This window comes from Blautia sp. AF14-40 (assembly GCF_003479665.1).
Taxonomy (GTDB): Bacteria; Bacillota; Clostridia; order Lachnospirales; family Lachnospiraceae; genus Fusicatenibacter; species Fusicatenibacter saccharivorans.
In genome coordinates, this window is record NZ_QUHK01000011.1 from 87,018 (window position 1) to 106,554 (window position 19,537).

14 protein-coding genes are annotated in these 19,537 nt (G+C 44.3%); 10 read left to right on the plus strand and 4 right to left on the minus strand.

Going from position 1 to position 19,537, the window contains the following annotated elements:
* Nucleotides 1-11: 11 nt before the first annotated feature.
* Nucleotides 12-2,417 (minus strand): glycoside hydrolase family 2 TIM barrel-domain containing protein, encoded by a 2,406-nt coding sequence (locus DWW13_RS09965; protein WP_117804956.1) that lies wholly within the window; start codon nt 2,415-2,417, stop codon nt 12-14.
* Between the two features lie 88 nt (nt 2,418-2,505).
* Between DWW13_RS09965 and DWW13_RS09970 the strand changes: the two genes are divergently transcribed.
* From DWW13_RS09970 to DWW13_RS10005, 8 genes are all read left to right on the plus strand, one after another.
* Nucleotides 2,506-3,666: a LacI family DNA-binding transcriptional regulator gene (locus tag DWW13_RS09970; RefSeq protein ID WP_243026099.1), complete on the plus strand. Its 1,161-nt coding sequence runs from the start codon at nt 2,506-2,508 to the stop codon at nt 3,664-3,666.
* Between the two features lie 584 nt (nt 3,667-4,250).
* The gene (locus DWW13_RS09975) at nt 4,251-5,222 is read left to right on the plus strand and encodes an ABC transporter permease (protein ID WP_117508904.1); all 972 of its coding nucleotides are present in this window, start codon (nt 4,251-4,253) and stop codon (nt 5,220-5,222) included.
* Nucleotides 5,223-5,234: 12 nt separating this feature from the next.
* A complete protein-coding gene (locus DWW13_RS09980) occupies nt 5,235-6,137 on the plus strand; it encodes a carbohydrate ABC transporter permease (RefSeq protein ID WP_117508905.1) in 903 nt (300 codons plus the stop codon).
* A gap of 89 nt (nt 6,138-6,226) precedes the next feature.
* Nucleotides 6,227-7,858, plus strand: a complete 1,632-nt coding sequence (locus DWW13_RS09985; RefSeq protein ID WP_117508906.1) for an extracellular solute-binding protein — start codon at nt 6,227-6,229, stop codon at nt 7,856-7,858.
* A 224-nt stretch (nt 7,859-8,082) separates the two neighbouring features.
* Nucleotides 8,083-9,828 carry a glycoside hydrolase family 35 protein gene (locus tag DWW13_RS09990; protein ID WP_117508907.1) on the plus strand — a complete coding sequence of 582 codons (1,746 nt, stop codon included), beginning with the start codon at nt 8,083-8,085 and terminating at the stop codon, nt 9,826-9,828.
* Nucleotides 9,829-9,832: 4 nt separating this feature from the next.
* On the plus strand, nt 9,833-10,753 hold the full coding sequence (locus DWW13_RS09995) for an AraC family transcriptional regulator (protein WP_158565001.1): 921 nt from the start codon (nt 9,833-9,835) through the stop codon (nt 10,751-10,753).
* Nucleotides 10,754-10,765: 12 nt separating this feature from the next.
* Complete coding sequence (locus DWW13_RS19380) at nt 10,766-12,553, plus strand: family 43 glycosylhydrolase (RefSeq protein WP_117508909.1); 1,788 nt, start codon at nt 10,766-10,768, stop codon at nt 12,551-12,553.
* A 121-nt stretch (nt 12,554-12,674) separates the two neighbouring features.
* Nucleotides 12,675-14,363, plus strand: coding sequence for a heparinase II/III domain-containing protein (locus tag DWW13_RS10005; protein ID WP_117804958.1), 1,689 nt, complete (start codon nt 12,675-12,677; stop codon nt 14,361-14,363).
* Nucleotides 14,364-14,476: 113 nt separating this feature from the next.
* Here the strand turns inward: DWW13_RS10005 and pdxT are convergent, their stop codons facing one another.
* The gene (gene pdxT, locus DWW13_RS10010) at nt 14,477-15,058 is read right to left on the minus strand and encodes a pyridoxal 5'-phosphate synthase glutaminase subunit PdxT (RefSeq protein WP_117804959.1); all 582 of its coding nucleotides are present in this window, start codon (nt 15,056-15,058) and stop codon (nt 14,477-14,479) included.
* On the minus strand, nt 15,058-15,939 hold the full coding sequence (gene pdxS, locus DWW13_RS10015) for a pyridoxal 5'-phosphate synthase lyase subunit PdxS (RefSeq protein WP_118720015.1): 882 nt from the start codon (nt 15,937-15,939) through the stop codon (nt 15,058-15,060). Before pdxS ends, pdxT begins: the two co-directional genes overlap by 1 nt.
* A gap of 157 nt (nt 15,940-16,096) precedes the next feature.
* On the opposite strand from pdxS, the gene pdxR reads away from it, so the two are divergent.
* Complete coding sequence (gene pdxR, locus DWW13_RS10020; RefSeq protein ID WP_118720017.1) at nt 16,097-17,551, plus strand: MocR-like pyridoxine biosynthesis transcription factor PdxR; 1,455 nt, start codon at nt 16,097-16,099, stop codon at nt 17,549-17,551.
* 90 nt (nt 17,552-17,641) lie between these two features.
* On the plus strand, nt 17,642-18,409 hold the full coding sequence (locus DWW13_RS10025; RefSeq protein ID WP_118720019.1) for a GNAT family N-acetyltransferase: 768 nt from the start codon (nt 17,642-17,644) through the stop codon (nt 18,407-18,409).
* On the opposite strand, the gene DWW13_RS10030 is transcribed toward DWW13_RS10025, so the two are convergent.
* A complete protein-coding gene (locus tag DWW13_RS10030) occupies nt 18,404-19,405 on the minus strand; it encodes a LacI family DNA-binding transcriptional regulator (protein WP_117804963.1) in 1,002 nt (333 codons plus the stop codon). The two genes, DWW13_RS10025 and DWW13_RS10030, sit on opposite strands and share 6 nt — an antisense overlap.
* Between the last annotated feature and the right edge of the window lie 132 nt (nt 19,406-19,537).

Consider the following 19,537-nt stretch of genomic DNA (forward strand, 5'->3'; position numbering starts at 1 on the left):
CGTTACTCCTTTCAGAAAATAGTAACAGAATTGGATTTTAGCAGTTCTGAAGAAACCTGCACGGTAACCGGGTGATCTGCAAAAGAGCGGCGGACATAGAAAATCAGTCGTCCATGGTACAACCGGCGGCAGGAAGAAGCATACTCGGTGCAGTCTGCAGCATTTCCGTTTTCAATTCCAAGAAGGACGCCTCCGTCTGTCGTTACCTGAACCATGGAGGAATCTCCGAAGCAGAAAGCACCATCTCTGTCGGCGGCATAAACTTCGAACTGCAGAAGCGGATTTTCCGGTAAAACAGCGGAATTTTCTTTGGACGGCTTCCAGGGTCGGATCTGCAGGGCACAAGGCATAGAAGTCGTTTTCAGCTCATCCTTTGCTTCAAAAGTACAGGAAGCCCCGCCCTTTTGTGCCGCAAGCTTTCCAGAAGCAAGAACCATCAGCGTGCCCGGCTGAAAGGGAACGATCCAGCGAATCGAATCTTCAGTATAGGAAGCCTCCTTTTTGCCGAGACTGATTCCGTTTAAGAATAATTCCGCTTCGGAAAGGTTTGTGTAGCAGCGGACTTCGATATCTTCTCCATCACAGTAATTCCAGCTTTCGAATAATGGCTGCCAGCTTTCTCTCATGGAGTCTGCCCGCTGTGTGGAAAGATGGCACATCGGTTTGGATGACCAGAAGCTCATCCGCCGGTAAAACCCGGATTTTTCAAAGCCAGCCATCGTAAGAAGCCCGGCTTCAGAAGCTCGAAGCGGCCATCCGTGTGCCTCTCCCATATAATCAATGCCTGTCCAGAGAAACTGTCCGCTGATATATTCGTTTTCGGTTACCGCATGCCAGGCAGCAAGATCATGTCCGTTTTCGCTGCCTAAAAATGGGAGCGAAGGAAAATCACAGTGGCTTTCCTCGTATAAATGTTCTTTATAATTGTATCCGGCAACATCGAGGGCATCCAGAAAACCGATCTTTGCAGAGAGCTCCGGAAAAGCAGCAGCCAGTGTAACCGGGCGCGTAGGATCCACTGCGCGTACTTCGTAAGCAAGCATGGAAGCCAGTGCTTTTAATCGCTCTGCATTCGGCCGATCCGGATTGTATACGCGCTCTGCGGCAGGCTTGTTTGCATCATTGTTTCCGGTCATGGTCTGAAACAGAGGATGGCAGTAAGGATCATTTGGATAATCAATTTCATTTCCAATGCTCCAGAGAATTACACTTGGATGATTTCGGTCGCGCAATACCATAGCAGACAGATCTTCTTTCTGGTACTGAGGAAAGTACTTGTAATATCCCTGATGCTTTGGAGGATAAACATTATGACCGGTAGACCATTTGTTTTTTGGCCCTTCCCACTCATCAAATGCTTCATCCATAACAAGAAAGCCCATTTCATCACATAGATCGTACAGTTCCGGCATATGCGGATTATGGCTCATACGGATGGCATTGCAGCCCATTTCTTTGAGCTTTTCAAGGCGGCGTATCCAGATTTCTTTTGTAACGGCGGCACCGAGTGCACCGGCATCGTGGTGAACGCAGACCCCCTTAATTTTCATGGGGATTTCATTCAGAAAGAATCCATAATCGGCATCAAAACGGAAGGTGCGGATACCTACACGGAACTTGTCTGCAAGAAAGGCGGAGTCATCCTTGGCTTTGTGGAGCCATGTTTCGAGTGTATATAAAGATGGATGTTTCGGAGACCACAGTGTTGGCTGTGCTACCGTTCCTTCAGTCTTTAGTTTTGCGGTTTCTCCAGGAAGAAGAGTGGCTCTCTGCTCGGCGAAAAACACCGTGTTTCCATTTTGATCACGCAGATACTGGACCAGTGAAAAAGAGGTTTCCTGATCTTCCATATTACAGATCTCTGTTGTGATAGAAAGATCCGCTGAGATTTTATCTGCCCTGTTTATGGAAAAGCAGGTGCCATATGGTGTAACGTGAAGAAGATCTGTAACAAGGAGCGTTACCTTTCTTGTGATTCCGGAACCGGTAAACCATCGGGAATCTGAAATCTCTGTCCGGTCTACACGGACGCTGATTTCATTGATACCATCTGTACCAAAAACAGCCTGGGATGTTATGTCATAGAAAAAAGGTGTGTATCCATTGGGATGAAAGCCGTGATAATAACTGTTGAACCAGACCTGGCTTTCTTTGTAGACACCGTCAAACAGCAGCACGATGCGTTTTCCACGATACTTCTCAGGCAGGGAAAAGGTTCCACGATACCATCCGATGCCGCCGGCTGCATATCCGGTGCCGCTGGAATAGGATCTGGAAAATGGCATTGCAACAGACCAGTCATGTGGAAGCTCGACAGCTGTCCAGCCAGTATCATCATAGTCTTTTTTCCAGGCATCCGGCTCTTCGCCATAGTGAAATTTCCAGGAATGATGGAGATAAATTGTTTGGGTATTCATAGATTTATAACCTCCTGTTTTTATCATGATATTTCAATTTTTATACGTTCCTATGGTTTTTATTATAAAGAGTTCATCTGAAAAATCCATGGAAAAGAGAGGGATTTTTTGTAAAATAGCGACTTTAGGATTGACTTTTACGTGCAAAAAGTCTATCCTTGAATTTGAAATGAAAAGGGTTTCAAAAAATTGGAATAGAGTAAGAGTTTTAAGAGGGCGATTTATGAAAAAAGAAAAAAACATTTATACTATTGCAAAAGAAGCAGGCGTTTCGCCGGCGACGGTGTCTCGGGTCATGACGAAAAATGCCCGGGTAAGCGAGGAAAAAAGAAAAAAAGTGGAGGAAATCATACAAAAATATGATTATCGCCCCAATGCGCTAGCACAGGGGCTGACAAATGCAAGAACAAAAATCATTGGCATTCTTGCAGCGGATATGATGAATCCCTTTTATGCACAGCTTGTGGACGAATGCGTAAAGGAAATTGGTGCAAGTGGATATGTTCCCATGATATTTTCATCTCAGAGCAGTTATGAAATGGAAGAACAGTATTTGCAGAAGATGTTTGACCTGCGTGTGGATGCAATTATTTTAATGGGAGGAAAATCAGACCAGCTCGTTACAGATTTGGAATATGTGGATTTGCTTGATCGAATCACAGACACTACACCGATTATTACAACTGGAAAAATAGAAGGATCTCTTTGTTATCAGGTATGCATTGATGAAATGGCGAGTGTAGACCTTGCCATGGAGCATCTTTTTTCGCTTGGCCATCGGCATATTGCACTGATCGGCGGGAAAAATCACATCCGGTCAACATATGATAAACGAATGCGGTATCGTATGCTGCTTCGTAAAAATGGAATCACATACAGAGAACGCTATGTAACGGATTCGGATTACAACATCGAAGGGGGGTACCAGTGTATGGAAAAGCTCTTTCAGGAAAATCGTACGATGCCGACTGCCGTAATTGCAATCAATGATTTCAGCGCAATCGGAATTCTTCGGTGTATTGAGGAACATCATTTGTCTGTTCCGCAGGATATATCGCTTGTCAGCTTTGACGGAACCTTTCTGTCAGATATTGTTAACCCGAAGCTTACCAGCGTTTGCTATGATTATGCTTCTTTTGGAAAAATGCTGGCTGCGTCTGCGGTAAAACTTCTTTCAGGAGAAGAGATTCCGAAAATTCAGCAATGTGTGTCGCGTTTAATCGTACGCGAATCCACGATATTGCAATAATATCACATTATCGATTCAGAAGCATGTAATTTCATATAGCCAGATAATTCTTCTCTTTGATTTTAAAAGACCATCAGAGAGAAGAATTTTTTTGCACTAATTTTGGAATGTTTGCAGACATGGTGATATTGATCCTGGAACAGATTTTGGCTTTTGTAAGAGAGATACCGACAGATCAAAATGGCGGTAAATAGCGCGTTTTCAGAAAGAAAAAAAGTGGATATACATAGAGGAATAAAGGGGTGATTTGTCAAATTGTCAACTAATTCAGATGGCTTTAAAAAAAAGAAAGCAAATTATACAAAAAACAAGTTGACAAATCAAAGCGGAAGGAGTATAGTACGAAATATGAAAAGGGTTTCACGAAAGTGCCAATTAAAAAGATATGTGATTTGGAAAGATGTATAAGTTAAGTGCTTTTTAGATGGAATTATCGTTATAATATACAGGAAAAGCAGTAAAAACAAAGATACATTCATCATGATCACTTTTGTTTTTGGAAAAACGTGAAAACGGTTTCATATAAAGGCTGCAAATTATGTGCAGACAAATTTTCACAAACTGCAAAATAGGAGGAACGCAACGTGAAAGGAAAAAGGAACCAAACGACAGCAGCTCTTCCGGCTGTCCCCAGTAAAAAGAATCGAGCATGGAAGACTTTTCGCAACAACAAAACACTTCTTCTGATGTGTTTGCCAGCAGTCATCTTTTTTATCGTGTTTAACTATTGCCCATTGCCGGGCGTATGGATTGCATTCACGAGTTACAATTTTCGGGATGGTATTTTTGGAAGCCCTTTTGTAGGATTATCAAACTTTGAATTTTTGATTTCTTCCGGTGAATTGTGGACTTTAACGAAAAATACAATTTTATACAATCTGGTTTTTATTCTTCTTGGAAATGTTTTTCAGATCGTAATTGCTCTTATGCTGAATGAAATCAGAAGTAAATTTTTTAAAAAGGTATCACAGACAATCATGTTCCTTCCGTATTTTATTTCTGCTGTACTGATTGGGGCGATCGCATTTAATATTCTGAATTATGACACGGGTGCATTAAATGCACTTCTTCGTGAAACGGGTGCTGACCCAATACAGATTTACAGCAAAGCTGGTTTATGGCCCTTCATCATTATTTTCTGTAACATGTGGCAGCAAACAGGTTATGGTTCTGTTGTTTATTTCGCGGCAATCTGCGGTATTGATTCCAGTATGGTAGAAGCAGCAGAGGTAGATGGCGCTACCAGCTGGCAGAGAATTCGTTACATCATTCTTCCTTCCCTGAAAGGAACCTTTATCATTCTGCTTCTGTTTGCGCTTGGCGGAATCATGAAAGGAAACTTTGGTTTGTTCTGGAACCTGACAGGTGGTGCGAATTCACAGTTGTTCCCGACAACTGATATCATTGAAACCTTTGTATACCGTACAATGACGACACAGAATAACTTTGCAACATCTTCTGCCGTAGGTTTGTATCAGTCTATTTTTGGATTTGTTCTGGTTATGTTCAGCAACTGGGTGGTAAAACGACTTGATCCGGACTATGCACTGTTTTAGGAGGAGAAGAAAATGAAAAATCGTAATAAAATCAAACTGGATCCAGGGACGCGAGCTTTACGAATTATCTCCTACGTATTTGTGAGTATTTGGGCGCTCATCTGCTTACTTCCATTTATCCTGGTTATTTCTGCATCTTTCAGTACCGAGAGTATTGTAGCGAAAGAGGGATTTGGGCTTTTACCCAAAGGGTTTACTCTGAGTGCATATGAACTGGTATTTCGTTCACCTAAAATGATTCTTGGCTCATACGGAGTTACCATTGCACTGACGGTATGCGGAACAGTTGTTGGTCTGTTTATCATTGCGATGACCGGTTATGCATTACAAAGAAAGGACTTTCCGTTTCGAAATGCATTGTCATTTTTTATTTACTTTACAACACTGTTTTCCGCCGGTATGGCACCAACCTATATCTGGGTTTCCAGGTACCTGAAATTAAACGGAAGTTATATGGCAGTATTTTTACAGCTGTTAATGTCTCCGTGGCTGATCATTCTGATGAAGAATTTTGCAAAATCGGTACCATATGAAATTACAGAATCCGGAAAAATTGACGGAGCGGGAGACTTTAAAATTTTCGTATCACTGATTTTCCCGATGTTAAAGCCGGCACTTGCAACGGTAGGACTTTTTCTGGCACTGGGATACTGGAATGAATGGTATCTTTCTTCTCTGTATCTGAACAGTTCTGTAACCTATAAACCATTACAGTACTACTTATATCAGATCATCAATACAGCAAATGCACTGAAAAACTCTGTAGCAGGTGCAAATGTCAGTGTGGCAGACCTTCCATCTAACACATTGAAAATGGCAACAGCAGTTGTTGCAACCGGACCGATCATCTTTCTGTATCCGTTTGTACAGAAATACTTTATCTCTGGTATTACAGTAGGCGCGGTCAAAGGCTGACCATGGAAAAAGTATGATGTGAGATTCCCCTGTGTTTTGACGGGGATTCACATAAAATTCCGAAAAAGCAGGAAAAGAAGGAGGACGCTATGAGAAAACGCGTAACAGGTAAAAAGGCAGTAGCACTGGTAATGGCTTCCCTGATGATTGCAAGTATGGCAGGATGCGGAAGCAGTGGGTCCGAAAGCAGCGGATCCGGCAACACAAGCGTAAAGGAAGATGGAAGTATTGATACTTCCAAGCATGAAGTAATTAACATGCTGGTGCTGGGAAACAAACCGACCAATGGCAGACTGGAAGCCATGCTGGACAAACTGAATCCGATTTTGACGGAAAAAGTAAATGCAGAACTCGAGTTTACGTACATAGAATGGACAGACTGGCAGACACAGTATAATCTGAAGCTGTTGAGTGGAGACAGCAGTCTGGATTTGATTTGTACGGCAACGGACTGGCTGTACGGATGGGAAAATACAAAGAAGGGCGCATTTCTTCCACTTTCCGAGGATATGCTGAAAACATATGCGCCAAAGACCTGGGAACAGGTATCCGCAGACGGAGACTGGGATATCTGCAAATATAACGATGAAATTTATTTCATACCGGAAGATCACTATACACAGTATACGAACCATGGTATGTTCTATCGTGGAGACTGGGCAAAAGAAGCAGGTCTGGAAAATGGAAAAATTACAAAATTTGAAGATCTGACGACGTATTTCCAGTATATTAAAGATAATAAGGAAGATGTTATTCCGTGGGATATCGCTGGCAAAAACCAGACGGGAGGTATTCTTGGCGGCTATATTACTTCGAAAAAGGAATATACGGCATTCAATTGCGCCAGTGTTGGTATTTACACAGACTTCTGGGGGGTTATGCAGGACGATCCGACAACCGTTATGTCTCCGTATGTAGAGGATGACAGCCTTTATGATGCGGCAGAGCTGATGAAAGAATGGAATGACATGGGTGTATGGAGAAAAGATGTCCTGAACTTTGACGGAGACACCAGAGAAGAGTTTTATGCCGGAACAACCGGTGCGGATCAGCATCATGCCCAGACCTATTATTCTACGATTGTTCCGAATATGGAGAAGAAACAGCCGGGTTCCGATCCGCAGTTCTATTACTGGGGCGAAGAAAATCAGAACGTACAGCATCCGCTGAAAGAGCATGGTGCATGTGCTATCAGTGCAAACTCCACACATCCGGAACGCGCCCTGATGGTATATGATCTGTTAAGAAATGATGAAGAGTGCTATCGTCTGTTAAACTATGGTATTGAAGGTGAGGATTATATTGTAACAGAAGATGGCAAGCTGGGCAGACCAGATGGATTTGATTCCAGTACAGATGCCCTGGATTCCAATTTCTGGATGGGACGTAATGATGATCTGGAACTGCAGGATGAAAGCTGGTGGGATGGAACCGATGATCTGATCAGTTCGCTGGATAAAATCGGTTATGATTATCCATTTGAAAACCTGATTGTTGATACAACTGCAATTGAGGCAAAGCAGGCAGCACTGGCTAATGTTCTCGCAAAATATATCCCGCAGCTGGCATATGGTCAGGTAGATGATCCGAAGGCAACTGTCGATCAGATGAGAGAAGAACTGAAAGCGGCCGGTTATGACGATGTAAAGGCAGCAATTCAGAAAGATTTAGATGCTTTTGTAGAGGAAAATGGAACACCGGATTTCACAAGAGGTGAATAAAAAAGGTGTTCACTTGACCGTAGAACAAGAAAGGTTAGCGACAAAACCTGGCAGATAATTCTGTGATTTCATGATAAGCAAGATAAGGGAGATACCGGAAAAGACATGATGCCTCTGGTGTCTCCCTTTTGCGAGTCAAATGTTTCCGTTCCGGTCACGGGAAATTTGGCAGACATATTATTTTTAACATAAAAAAGATGGAAATTTCAGAAACAGGAGGAACTATGAAGACGTTTGAAGTAAAAGAAGATTTTTATCTGGACGGAAAGAAAGTAAAAATCATTTCCGGAGGTATGCATTATTTTCGTACTGTGCCGGAATACTGGCGCGACCGACTGGAAAAATTAAAAGCTCTGGGCTGCAATACGGTGGAAACGTATATTCCATGGAATCTTCACGAAAAAGAGAAAGGAAAGTTTGATTTTTCCGGAATTCTGGATATTACCAGATTTGTAAAACTGGCCCAGGAGCTTGGTTTGATGGTGATTCTCCGGCCATCTCCCTATATTTGTGCAGAATGGGAGTTTGGCGGATTGCCATACTGGCTGCTGAAGGAAGACGGCATGCGCCTTCGCTGTTTCTATCCGCCATTTCTACAACATGTGAAAGAATATTATGAAAAATTATTTGAAGTGATCGCACCGCTTCAGATTACACGGGGCGGTTCTGTTATTCTGATGCAGGTGGAAAATGAATATGGATATTTCGGAGATGACAAATCGTATCTGGATTACATGAAACAGCTGATGATTGACTGCGGCTGTGAAGTGCCGATGGTTACATCGGATGGTCCTTGGGGAGATGCTTTTGACTGCGGAAAAGTGGAAGGTGTTTTACAGACCGGAAATTTTGGTTCCAAAGGAAAAGAGCAGTTTGCCGTCATGAAAAAGAAAATCGGCGATAAACCGCTGATGTGTATGGAATTCTGGGTTGGATGGTTTGATAACTGGGGTGTAGAAACGCATCAGACCGGTGATTTAGAAGAACATGCAAAAGATCTGGACGAAATTCTTTCCGAGGGCCATGTGAATATCTACATGTTTGAAGGTGGAACCAATTTTGGTTTTACGAATGGATCCAATTACTATGATGAGCTGACACCGGATGTTACTTCTTATGATTATGATGCACTGCTGACGGAAGACGGTCAGATTACGGCGAAGTATACGGCATTCCAGAATGTAATCCGGAAATATACCGAAATTCCGGAAGTAAAACTTAGTACAGAAATTCGCAGAAAATCATATGGAAAACTTCGTGTCAAAAGAAGCACATCTTTATTCGGAAACAAAGACCGGATTAGTAAAGCGATGGAGAGTGTATACCCGGTGTCAATGGAAAAACTGGATCAGGGATACGGATATATTTTATACGAAAGCCAGTTGAAAGATGAAGGGCCATTGGAAACACTGCGGCTGTGGGGAGCTAACGACAGAGCTAACATTTTTGTGGATGAAATCCCAACTGTTACACTGTATGACAGAGAACTTCTTGATGAAATAAAATGGGAGGAGAATAAACCGGAAGGACAGAAACTTTCTATTTTGATGGAAAATATGGGAAGAGTAAATTTCGGTCCGAATCTCGAAAGACAGAGAAAAGGGATTGATGGAAGCGTACAGGTTAATGGTCATAATCACTATTATTGGAAAGAATATACGCTTCCGATGGAACATCTGGAACATCTTGATTTTACAATTCCATCCGTTCCTGGTACACCGGGATTTTATGAATTTAGCTTCGAAGCAGATGAGACGGGAGATACCTTCCTTGATTTTACCGGATGGGGAAAAGGTTGCATTCTTGTAAATGGATTTAATATTGGAAGATTCTGGGAAATTGGGCCACAGAAACGATTATATATTCCGGGTCCGCTTTTAAAAAAAGGAACGAATACGATTCTGATTTTTGAAACAGAAGGAAAAGTGCCGGGAATCATTACACTCTGCGATGAACCGGATCTTGGCTAAAAGAATGAAGGAAAACATTTATTATCAGTATGACAGCAGTCAACTACCGGAAATTAGCCTGGCAGATACGGCGGTGATTGAACCGCCGTATATTCATAAAAGAAGAATGCCGTTGGAATACATTATTTATCTGGTGCGTCAGGGTGAGATGTTTCTTTTGGAGGATGGTGTACGGTATCATTTAACACCGGGGGATTTTTTAATTCTGGATCCGGATAAAATACATGTGGGGGAAAGAGCAACACATTGTGAATACCATTATATTCATTTCCATCAGAAATCCATAAAAAAAAACAAGATGACAAATGAGCAGACAACTGAGATAATTTTAAGAAAGAGAACGCAGTCCATGCAAAGTGATTCCTGTACCCTTTCCGGACAGGAACGCGTCAGTCTTTCGCTTCTTGCGTTGCCCAAATATATGCATCTTTCCGACACTTCTTCTTATTCTGAAATTCTGCAGAAAATCAATGATGGAATTACCTGTCAGAAAAATCGTATGGAAGGTTATTACAATTTGTGTGCCTGTCAGATTTTGGAGATGATGATTTTGGTTTCCAGACAGTTTGTAACATCGCTTGCCCAGGAAAAAACCGGAGTGGTCGGAAGCTACCGGAAAATATATGATCTTTTGGATTATCTGAATAACTGCTATCGCGAGCCAATTTCCGGAGTATTGATTGAAGAGCAGCTTGGTGGAAACTTTGATTATCTAAATCGGATTTTTCGTCAGACAACAGGAAAAACGATTTTTCAGTACCTGACGGAAGTCAGAATTTCCCATGCCAAGGAGCTTCTTGGTACAACTTCGCTTAAAATTTCGCAGGTCAGCGAAAAAGTCGGATTTTCCGATGAAAGTTATTTCAGTAAAGTCTTTAAAAAAATGACTGGAATGACACCTATGAACTATATGAAAAGCAGATAAGGAGAACAAAATATGGCAGGCTATTTATTTGTACATTTTACCGGAGAACAAAAGGATGGAGAACAGATTTATTTTTCCATCAGCAGGGATGGACTTCACTGGGAGGATCTGAATGACGGACAGCCAGTCTTATATTCTCATCTTGGAATGCAAGGTGTTCGCGATCCGTTTCTGCTGCGTGATCCAAAGCAGAAGAAATTTTATCTGATAGCAACCGATTTACGGATCGAAGCAGGAGAAGGCTGGGATACGGCACAATATCGCGGAAGCCGTGATCTGATTGTCTGGGAATCGAAGGATCTGGTTCACTGGAGTGCGGAGCGTGCCAGTACCATAGGTGTTCCGGGAGCCGGATGCGTCTGGGCACCGGAAGGAATCTATGACTCAAAAAGAGAGCAGTTTCTGGTTTTCTGGGCATCTATGGTAAAACTTTCCGGTGATACGGAAGCCAAACAGCGGATCTATGCATCCTGGACATCTGATTTTCAAAGTTTTTCCGAGCCATTTATTTACATGGAGCGGAAAGAACATGTGATTGATACAACGATGGTAGAATCAGAAGGTGTATACTATCGGATTTCCAAGGATGAGACGAATAAATGTCTGCTGTTGGAGTCCTGTGACTCCCTGACGGGCAATTTTCAGGAGATCCCATCAGAAACACTTTCTTCGCTGTTTGGCGTAGAAGGACCGGAATGTTATCTGCTACCGGATCAGAAGACATGGTGTCTGATTGCGGATCAGTTTGCGGAGGGAAAAGGATATCTTCCTCTTTTAACGGATGATCTTTCTTCGGGAAAATTCCGTATTTTAAAGGAAAAGGAATATGCTCTTGGAAAAACAAAAAAACGCCACGGTGGCGTTCTTGCAGTTACTGACGAGGAGCTTGCCTTGCTGGAACGATTTTTTGATCACAAAAAGCCGGTCGTAGAAGGGCTCTTTGCAGATCCGGATCTTGCCTGTTTTGACGGAACGTATTACCTGTATCCGACAACGGATGGCTTTACCGACTGGTCCGGTACGAAATTTTCTGTTTTTGCATCGAAGGATCTGAGAAAATTTCAGAAGGCTGCTGATATTTTCGACATGGCAGATGGAGATGTTCCGTGGGCGGTAGGAAGTGCCTGGGCGCCGTGCATTGCAGAAAAAGATGGAAAGTATTACTACTATTTCTGTGGAAAGCGTGTTGATGGCAAATCCTGCATTGGAGCAGCAGTATCTGATTATCCGGAGGGACCGTTTGTGCCTGCAGCAGAACCCATGATCACCATGGAAATGATGGAAACGTATCAGATCCAGATGAGTCAGACGATTGATCCGTCGATCTATCAGGAAAACGGCGAAACATATCTCCTGTTTGGAAATGGTTATGCGGCCATTGCAAAACTGACACCGGATATGATGCATATTGTTCCGGAGACGATGAAAAATCTGGAAGGACTGTACGATTTCCGTGAGGCGGTTACGGTTCTGAAGCGGGATGAAATTTACCATTTTACCTGGTCCTGTGATGATACAGGAAGTGAAAATTATCATGTAAACTATGGAACGTCCGATTCCCTGTACGGACCGGTTCGGTTTGAAAAGACGATTCTTCAGAAAGATGTGCAAAAAGGTGTTCTTGGAACGGGTCATCACAGCATCTGTAAGGTGCCTGGAAAAGATGCATACTGGATTGCTTACCATCGTTTTGGCACACCGCTTGCGCAGTATCCGGAGGGAAAGGGATTCCACCGGGAAACCTGCGTGGCCCCGCTGGAGTTTGACGAAGCCGGAAAAATGATGGAAGTGATTGTCTAGGTTTACGGAGAAAAAATATATGAACGGAAGAACAGAACAAGAATTGCAGCAGTATCTTTTCTAATATGAAACAGAGCTTTCAAGAGAAGCCGAAACGCTTTCTCTTTTGGATTTCCCTGTTTTGACAGAGGAGCTTTTTTCTCTGTTTGAAAAGACGGGGAACCGGCTGCGGTATGAAGAAGCTTACTTTGGACGCCGGAAATACCTCGTTGCTTTTGCGTTCAATGCATTGTTTGCAAAAGAGAGGGACATTTCTATGGATCTTTCCGGCCTGGAATGGGTTCTGGAGCAGATTTGTGCGGAAACTTGCTGGGCGCTGCCGGCACATGTGAACCGGAAAAAGGATGAAAAGTGGAAGATTACATTGGATCTTTTTGCGTGCGAGACTGCACAGTCACTTCTGGAAATTGCGTTTCTACTTCGAAACGATCTGCGGCCGGAGTTACTGTGTCGGATCTGGAAGGAAAGCAGCAGGAGAGTGTTGCAGCCGTTTCTTATACAGGAAAACGGTGCATTCTGGTGGGAAACGAGTAAAAGTAACTGGAATGCTGTTTGCTGTGGATCCGTAGGAGCAGCCGCCTGCTATGCATCTGAGCTTTTTCCTGTTCTTTTTCCGAATGCGGAAAGCATCGAGAGTATCAATCAAAACTGTGAACAGATCTTGACGCGCGTGACCCGGGATCTTTCCTGCTTTCTTGCGAGCTTCGGCGAGGACGGCGCCTGCATGGAAGGTCTTGGCTATTGGGAATATGGAATGAGTTATTTTTCCATGTTCGCGGAACTTCTGAAAGAAAAAACGGGCGGGAAAACTGACTTGCTGGATGGAAAAAAGCAGCGGAAAATCATGGAATTTCAGCAGAAATGCTATTTCCCGGGCGGAAATACGTTAAGCTTTTCTGACGGAGACAGCAAAAGCCGTTACCGGATGGGACTTACCTGCCATTTTGCAATGCTGGATCCAAATGTTAAAATCCCGCCGCTGGTACGGGCAATGCATTTTGGGGAAGATCCGTGTTATCGCTGGAATGCCGCATATAGGGACTGGATCTGGACGAAGCAATATCTGAATGTGTTAAAAAGCAGGTCGGACGGTTCCGAGAATGCTGCAGAGGAACGGGTATGTTCCGGCACGTTTACTTATCTGGCGGATGCCGAATGGGCAATTGCAACTGGAAAGCATCAGACCGCATTCGCAATCAAAGGTGGAAACAACGGGGAGCCGCACAATCATAACGATGTCGGCAGCTTTCTGTATTTTATCGGGGAAGAAGAAATTATCAGTGATCTTGGAGCCGGAGAATACACGAAAGCATATTTTGGCCCCGAACGATATTCCGTACTCTGCTGTAGTTCACGTGGCCATAGCGTTCCGATTTTGGATGGAAAGGAACAGTGCAAAGGGGAAACATATCGTGCCGATGCAGTGAATTACTCCGAGACAGGAGAAATTTCGATTTCCTTTGCTGGGGCATATGAGAAAGAAAGCAGGAAAAAACTGATACGGACTGCTGTTTTTTGCAGGGAAACCGGTGAACTTCAGATCAAAGATTGCCTGAAGACCGCTCCTTTGGATAATGGCTTCACGGAAAATCTTGTCACACGGCAGAACGTAAGTCGGGAAAAAGACCGGATTCGAATCGGTGACAGGGGAACTCTGAAAATAGATGGTGTTTCTCCGGAAAAGATTCAAATTATTCCATGCATTCATAGAGATCATCAAGGAAAAATGGAAACTGTGTTTCTGATTCAATGGGAAGCTGACGGAAAAGAAAATATCTGGCGAAGCCGATTTGTACTTTGCCCGGAATAATACAAAAGCTCCTGACGTTGTTAGAAGGAAGATATTCAGTGAGGCTGCATTGCGGTACGAAAACAGAGCAAAAGACTGTGCAAATGAATTTATGATTTGCACAGTCTTTTGCTTTATACGTTGCTGATCATCGAAAGAAATGTCTTATGAATCCTCATATCCGGGTCGAGTTCTGGATGGAAGGAGAAGGCCATCTGGTTTTTATATTTTACACCGACAATCCGCTCTTCCACAACCGCGAGCACTTCCACGCCGTTCCCCACAGATGCAATATACGGCGCACGGATAAACGTCATCGGCACTGTTCCGATGCCCACAACCGATGCTTCTGTGTGGAAGCTGCCTAACTGTCGGCCGTAGGCGTTCCGCTTGATGCACATGGGAATCGTGCCGAAATACTGCTCTGGCTGTCCCTTCATCTGTCCGTCGATCGTTTCTGCCAGAAGAATTGCACCGGCACAGGTTGCGAGGACCGGCATGCCATTTTGAATCTGGCTTTTGATCGTATCGAACATGCTAAGCTCTTTTAAAAGCTTTCCCTGAACGGTACTCTCGCCGCCCGGCAGTACAAGTGCATCGTAAGGCTCGGCAAGATCGCGGGCCTGCCGCAGTTCGATGCATTCGGCGCCAAGCTGTTCTAATACTTTTTCATGTTCTGCAAATGCGCCCTGCAATGCAAGCACTCCAATTTTCATTATTTTCCTCTTTCTGCCATCAGTAAGGCGATTTCCTGCTCGTTGATGCCGACCATTGCCTCACCGAGATCCGCGGAAAGTTCTGCGATCCGTTTGGCATCGGTGTAGTTGGTAACGGCTTTTACGATAGAAGCGGCACGTTTTGCCGGGTTGCCGGATTTGAAGATACCAGAACCAACAAAGACGCCTTCTGCTCCAAGCTGCATCATCAGCGCTGCATCGGCTGGAGTTGCCACACCGCCGGCTGCAAAGTTAACAACCGGGAGACGGCCGTTGTCATGAACATACTGAACAAGATCGTACGGAACCTGCAGGGCCTTGGCTGCCTCAAACAGCTCATCCTCACGCATGGAGGTCAGTTTCTGGATTTCGCTGTTCATTTTTCTCATATGGCGGACGGCCTGTACGATATCGCCGGTTCCCGGCTCACCTTTGGTACGGATCATGGATGCGCCCTCATTGATCCGGCGGAGTGCCTCACCGAGATCTTTTGCACCGCAGACAAAGGGTACTTTAAAATTGCGTTTATTGATATGGTAGACATCATCCGCGGGGGAGAGAACCTCACTCTCGTCGATGTAGTCGATTTCGATGGCTTCGAGCACCTGCGCCTCTACAAAGTGGCCAATGCGGCATTTTGCCATAACCGGGATGGAAACGGCCTCCTGGATGCCGCGGATCATTTTCGGATCACTCATACGGGAAACGCCGCCGGCTGCACGGATGTCTGCAGGAATCCGCTCCAGTGCCATAACGGCACAGGCACCAGCTTCCTCTGCGATGTGGGCCTGTTCCGGTGTGGTAACATCCATGATCACACCACCTTTTAACATCTGTGCCAGTTCTTTGTTCAGTTTGTATCTCTCATTTGTTGCTGTCATAATAATCTCCTCCCTGCCTGATAAATATCAGGTGATAAATTTTGTTTCTGTTTTGGCTTTACTTTTGTTATGCCTCACAGTATACTGGTAAAGTGACTATAAAAAAATCGCCAAAACAAATATATTCAGTAAGGTCAGATAAGAGGAGAATGGTCGAATGCTGACGTATAATTTTTCCAATATAGGGTCAGATTCCCTGTATGAATATTTATATAAATGTATCAAAAACGACATATTACTGGGAAACATCCGTCCGGGAGAGAAGCTGCCGTCGAAACGGACGTTTGCAAAAAATCTGGGTATCAGCGTCATTACCGTCGAGAATGCCTATGCGCAGCTTGTTGCGGAAGGCTATCTGTACTCCATGCCAAAGCGCGGATTTTATGCGGCTGAGCTGGAAATTGAGGATTCCATGCGGGATGCGGTGCCAAAAGAGATTCTGCAGGTGGCAAACGGGGAGACTTCCTATTTTGCGGATTTTTCCAGCAATCAGACGGACAGCGAAATTTTTCCGTTCACAATCTGGACGCGGACGGTGCGTGCTGTTCTGAATGATAACCGGATCCAGCTGATGATCAATTCCCCGTGCGCCGGGATTTTAAAGCTGCGCAGTGCGATTGCAAAATATCTGCGCGAGTTTCGTGGAATGCAGGTGCTGCCGGAGCAGATTATTGTCGGTGCAGGAACGGAGTATCTGCATAACCTTCTGATTCAGCTTCTCGGAAACGATCTTGTTTATGGAGTAGAGGATCCCGGGTATCACAAAATTGCGCGGATTTATGAGAGTATGAAGGTGCGGTACGAGCCAGTGCCGCTCGACCAGGACGGTGTTTCGGTGCAGGAGCTGGAAAAAAGATCGGTTGATATTATTCATACCTCCCCGTCCCATCACTTTCCAACCGGAACAGTCATGCCGGTCAGCCGCCGTTATGAACTGCTCGGCTGGGCGGCAAAATCAGAGCATCACTATATCATTGAGGATGATTACGACAGTGAGCTGCGTCTCGGCGGAAAGCCGTTTCCGACACTGCAGAGTATCGACGTTTCGGACAAAGTTATCTATATGAATACCTTTACGAAAACACTTGCCTCCACGGTACGGATCAGCTACATGGTGCTTCCGCAGACATTAGCGGAGAAATTTTATCGCGAGCTGTCGTTTTATTCCTGCACCGTCTCCAACTTTGAGCAGTACACACTGGCAGAGTTTATTGAGAATGGCAGTTTCGAAAAACATATCAACCGGCTGCGAAACTATTATCAGAACAAACGAGATCTGATTTTACAGGCACTCGAAAAGAAGCCGCTCGGTGATTACGTGACCATCGAGGAGGAAGAAGCCGGCGTTCATTTTCTGATGCATCTTCGCACGGAGTTGAAAGAAGAGTCGATTGTCACGCAGGCGAAATCCCGTGGTGTGAAATTAAAGCCGCTCTCCGGCTATTACGCAGACACAGCGGAGGCGGCAAAGCAGGAAAATACGTATGTCATGAATTATTCCTCCATTGATCCGGCAGCAATGGAGCGGGCAGCGGGAGTGCTGCTTCATATTCTACGGGCGCATATGACGGAAAACACATTTGAGGGAGAGATGAAAAAGAGCCAGGAATAATCATAAATTGATCCACAAAAATAACTGCAGGGAATGAGCTTCTCTGATGCCCAGCAGTTTCTATTACAAACTCATAAAGGAGAAAAGCATATGACGAATCGTGAAATGATGGAGATTGCCATGAGGCAGTCTGCGGAAGATATGGGATGCCGCGTGGAAGATTTCAAGGCGGACAAAAATGTTGTTGTTCCCATAAAATTAGGAAAGAAGGCCCGCAAATATTTGAAAGAGCCTATTACCTGCAATCTGGTTTCCTATGGAAATAATATCATGGCGGCTTCCATACCGGAGACGATGGATCTGGTGTCTGCGTATGTAGACAAATTCGAATTTTACCACTGTTTTGAGACACCAAACATGCATTGGCTGAATGAACGTTTAGTTGAAAAAGGGCACAAAATATGTTTCATGGCAGAATACTATCTGCCGGACATCAGCCGGATACCGACTCTTTCCTGCGCCTATGTGACACGAGTATTGACACAGGAAGATTTTGCGGATTTGTATCGACCGGAATGGGGCAATGCGCTTTGCGAAGATCGGAAGAATCTGGATGTACTTGGCGTCGGCGCATATGACGGAAGCACGCTGGTGGGACTTGCTGCCTGTTCTGCCGATTGCGACGATATGTGGCAGATCGGTGTGGATGTTTTGCCGGAATACAGACGAGAGGGGATTGCCTCTGCACTGACAAGCAGACTTACAAAAGAGATCATAAACAGGGGTAAAGTACCGTTTTACTGTACCGCCTGGTCTAATGTCAGATCTGTAAGAAACGCTGTTAAAAGCGGTTTTATTCCGGCATGGGTAGAAATGACTGCAAAACCGGCAAATATTGTTGATGAGATGAATTTATGAAGGAACCTTCCCTGTCGATTCCCGCTGAATCAGCTGTGCATGCAACAAATACGTACTGATTGGGATGTGATTGAGAAGACTTGACAATGCAAAAAATCCACTTTTTCCGAGCTCCAGCCGATCTTGTCTGATGGTTGTAAGGGGCGGTGACGTACAAGCAGCAATCGGCAGATCATCAAATCCGATAATGCTGATATCATCAGGAATCTGGAATCCCAGCTGCTGACATTGCGTGAGCGTTGCACTAGCAAGGGTATCCTGGTTGCAAATAATAGCAGTGATTCCGTTTTCCAGAAAACGGGGAAGATGCTTTTCCATACATTCTGACAGATAATAAGAACAGCCGATCGCAGCAGGAGAAGTCTTCAGTCCATGCTGGTGCATGGAACGGAGAAAGGCAGCATGGCGTGCCTGGAGAACCCGGGCACCGAGGGAGCTGCTCAGATAGGCGATCTTCCGGTGTCCAAGTCCGGCAAGATAAGAGACGGCAAGCTCCATTCCCTCCTCATTATCAATACCTACATAAGCGGTGGAAGGATTCCCTACTATATAGTTGTCGAAAAGAACAGCCGGTGTGCGGCTGATTTTAAAGTCTTGAATCCAGGGATCGCTCAGGGAAAAGCCGACCACAAAAGCTCCTATATAATCATGCTCCAGCATAAAAACATCATAATGCTGGTTTCTTTGGGTCTTAATATCAACGGGTACAATTTCAACATCAAATCCGGCAGGTTCTGCCATCTGACGAAAACCCACCAGGATATCATAGGCAAAATGATGCGGTTCCTGATACCGCATATTTTCTTTTTCTATTATAATACAGACTTTTTTCGTTGGTTTCTTATAACGCCGCAGCTTCGTATAACCCAGAGCTACGGCAGTTTCCAAAACCTGTTTCCGTAAAGCATCGCTGATATCAGGCGCGTCATTGAGCGCTTTGGATACCGTGCTCTTGGAAACTCCCATTTTATCAGCAATATCCTGAATGGTAGTCATAATCGGCAATCCTTTCACAAAACAAAAAATGTAAACTCCCAGCTATCATAGGTGTCAAAAGACCTTTTGATCCCGGTATCATTATATAAAATCATAACTATAAATGAGCAAATCCAAAATATTGCACAAAAG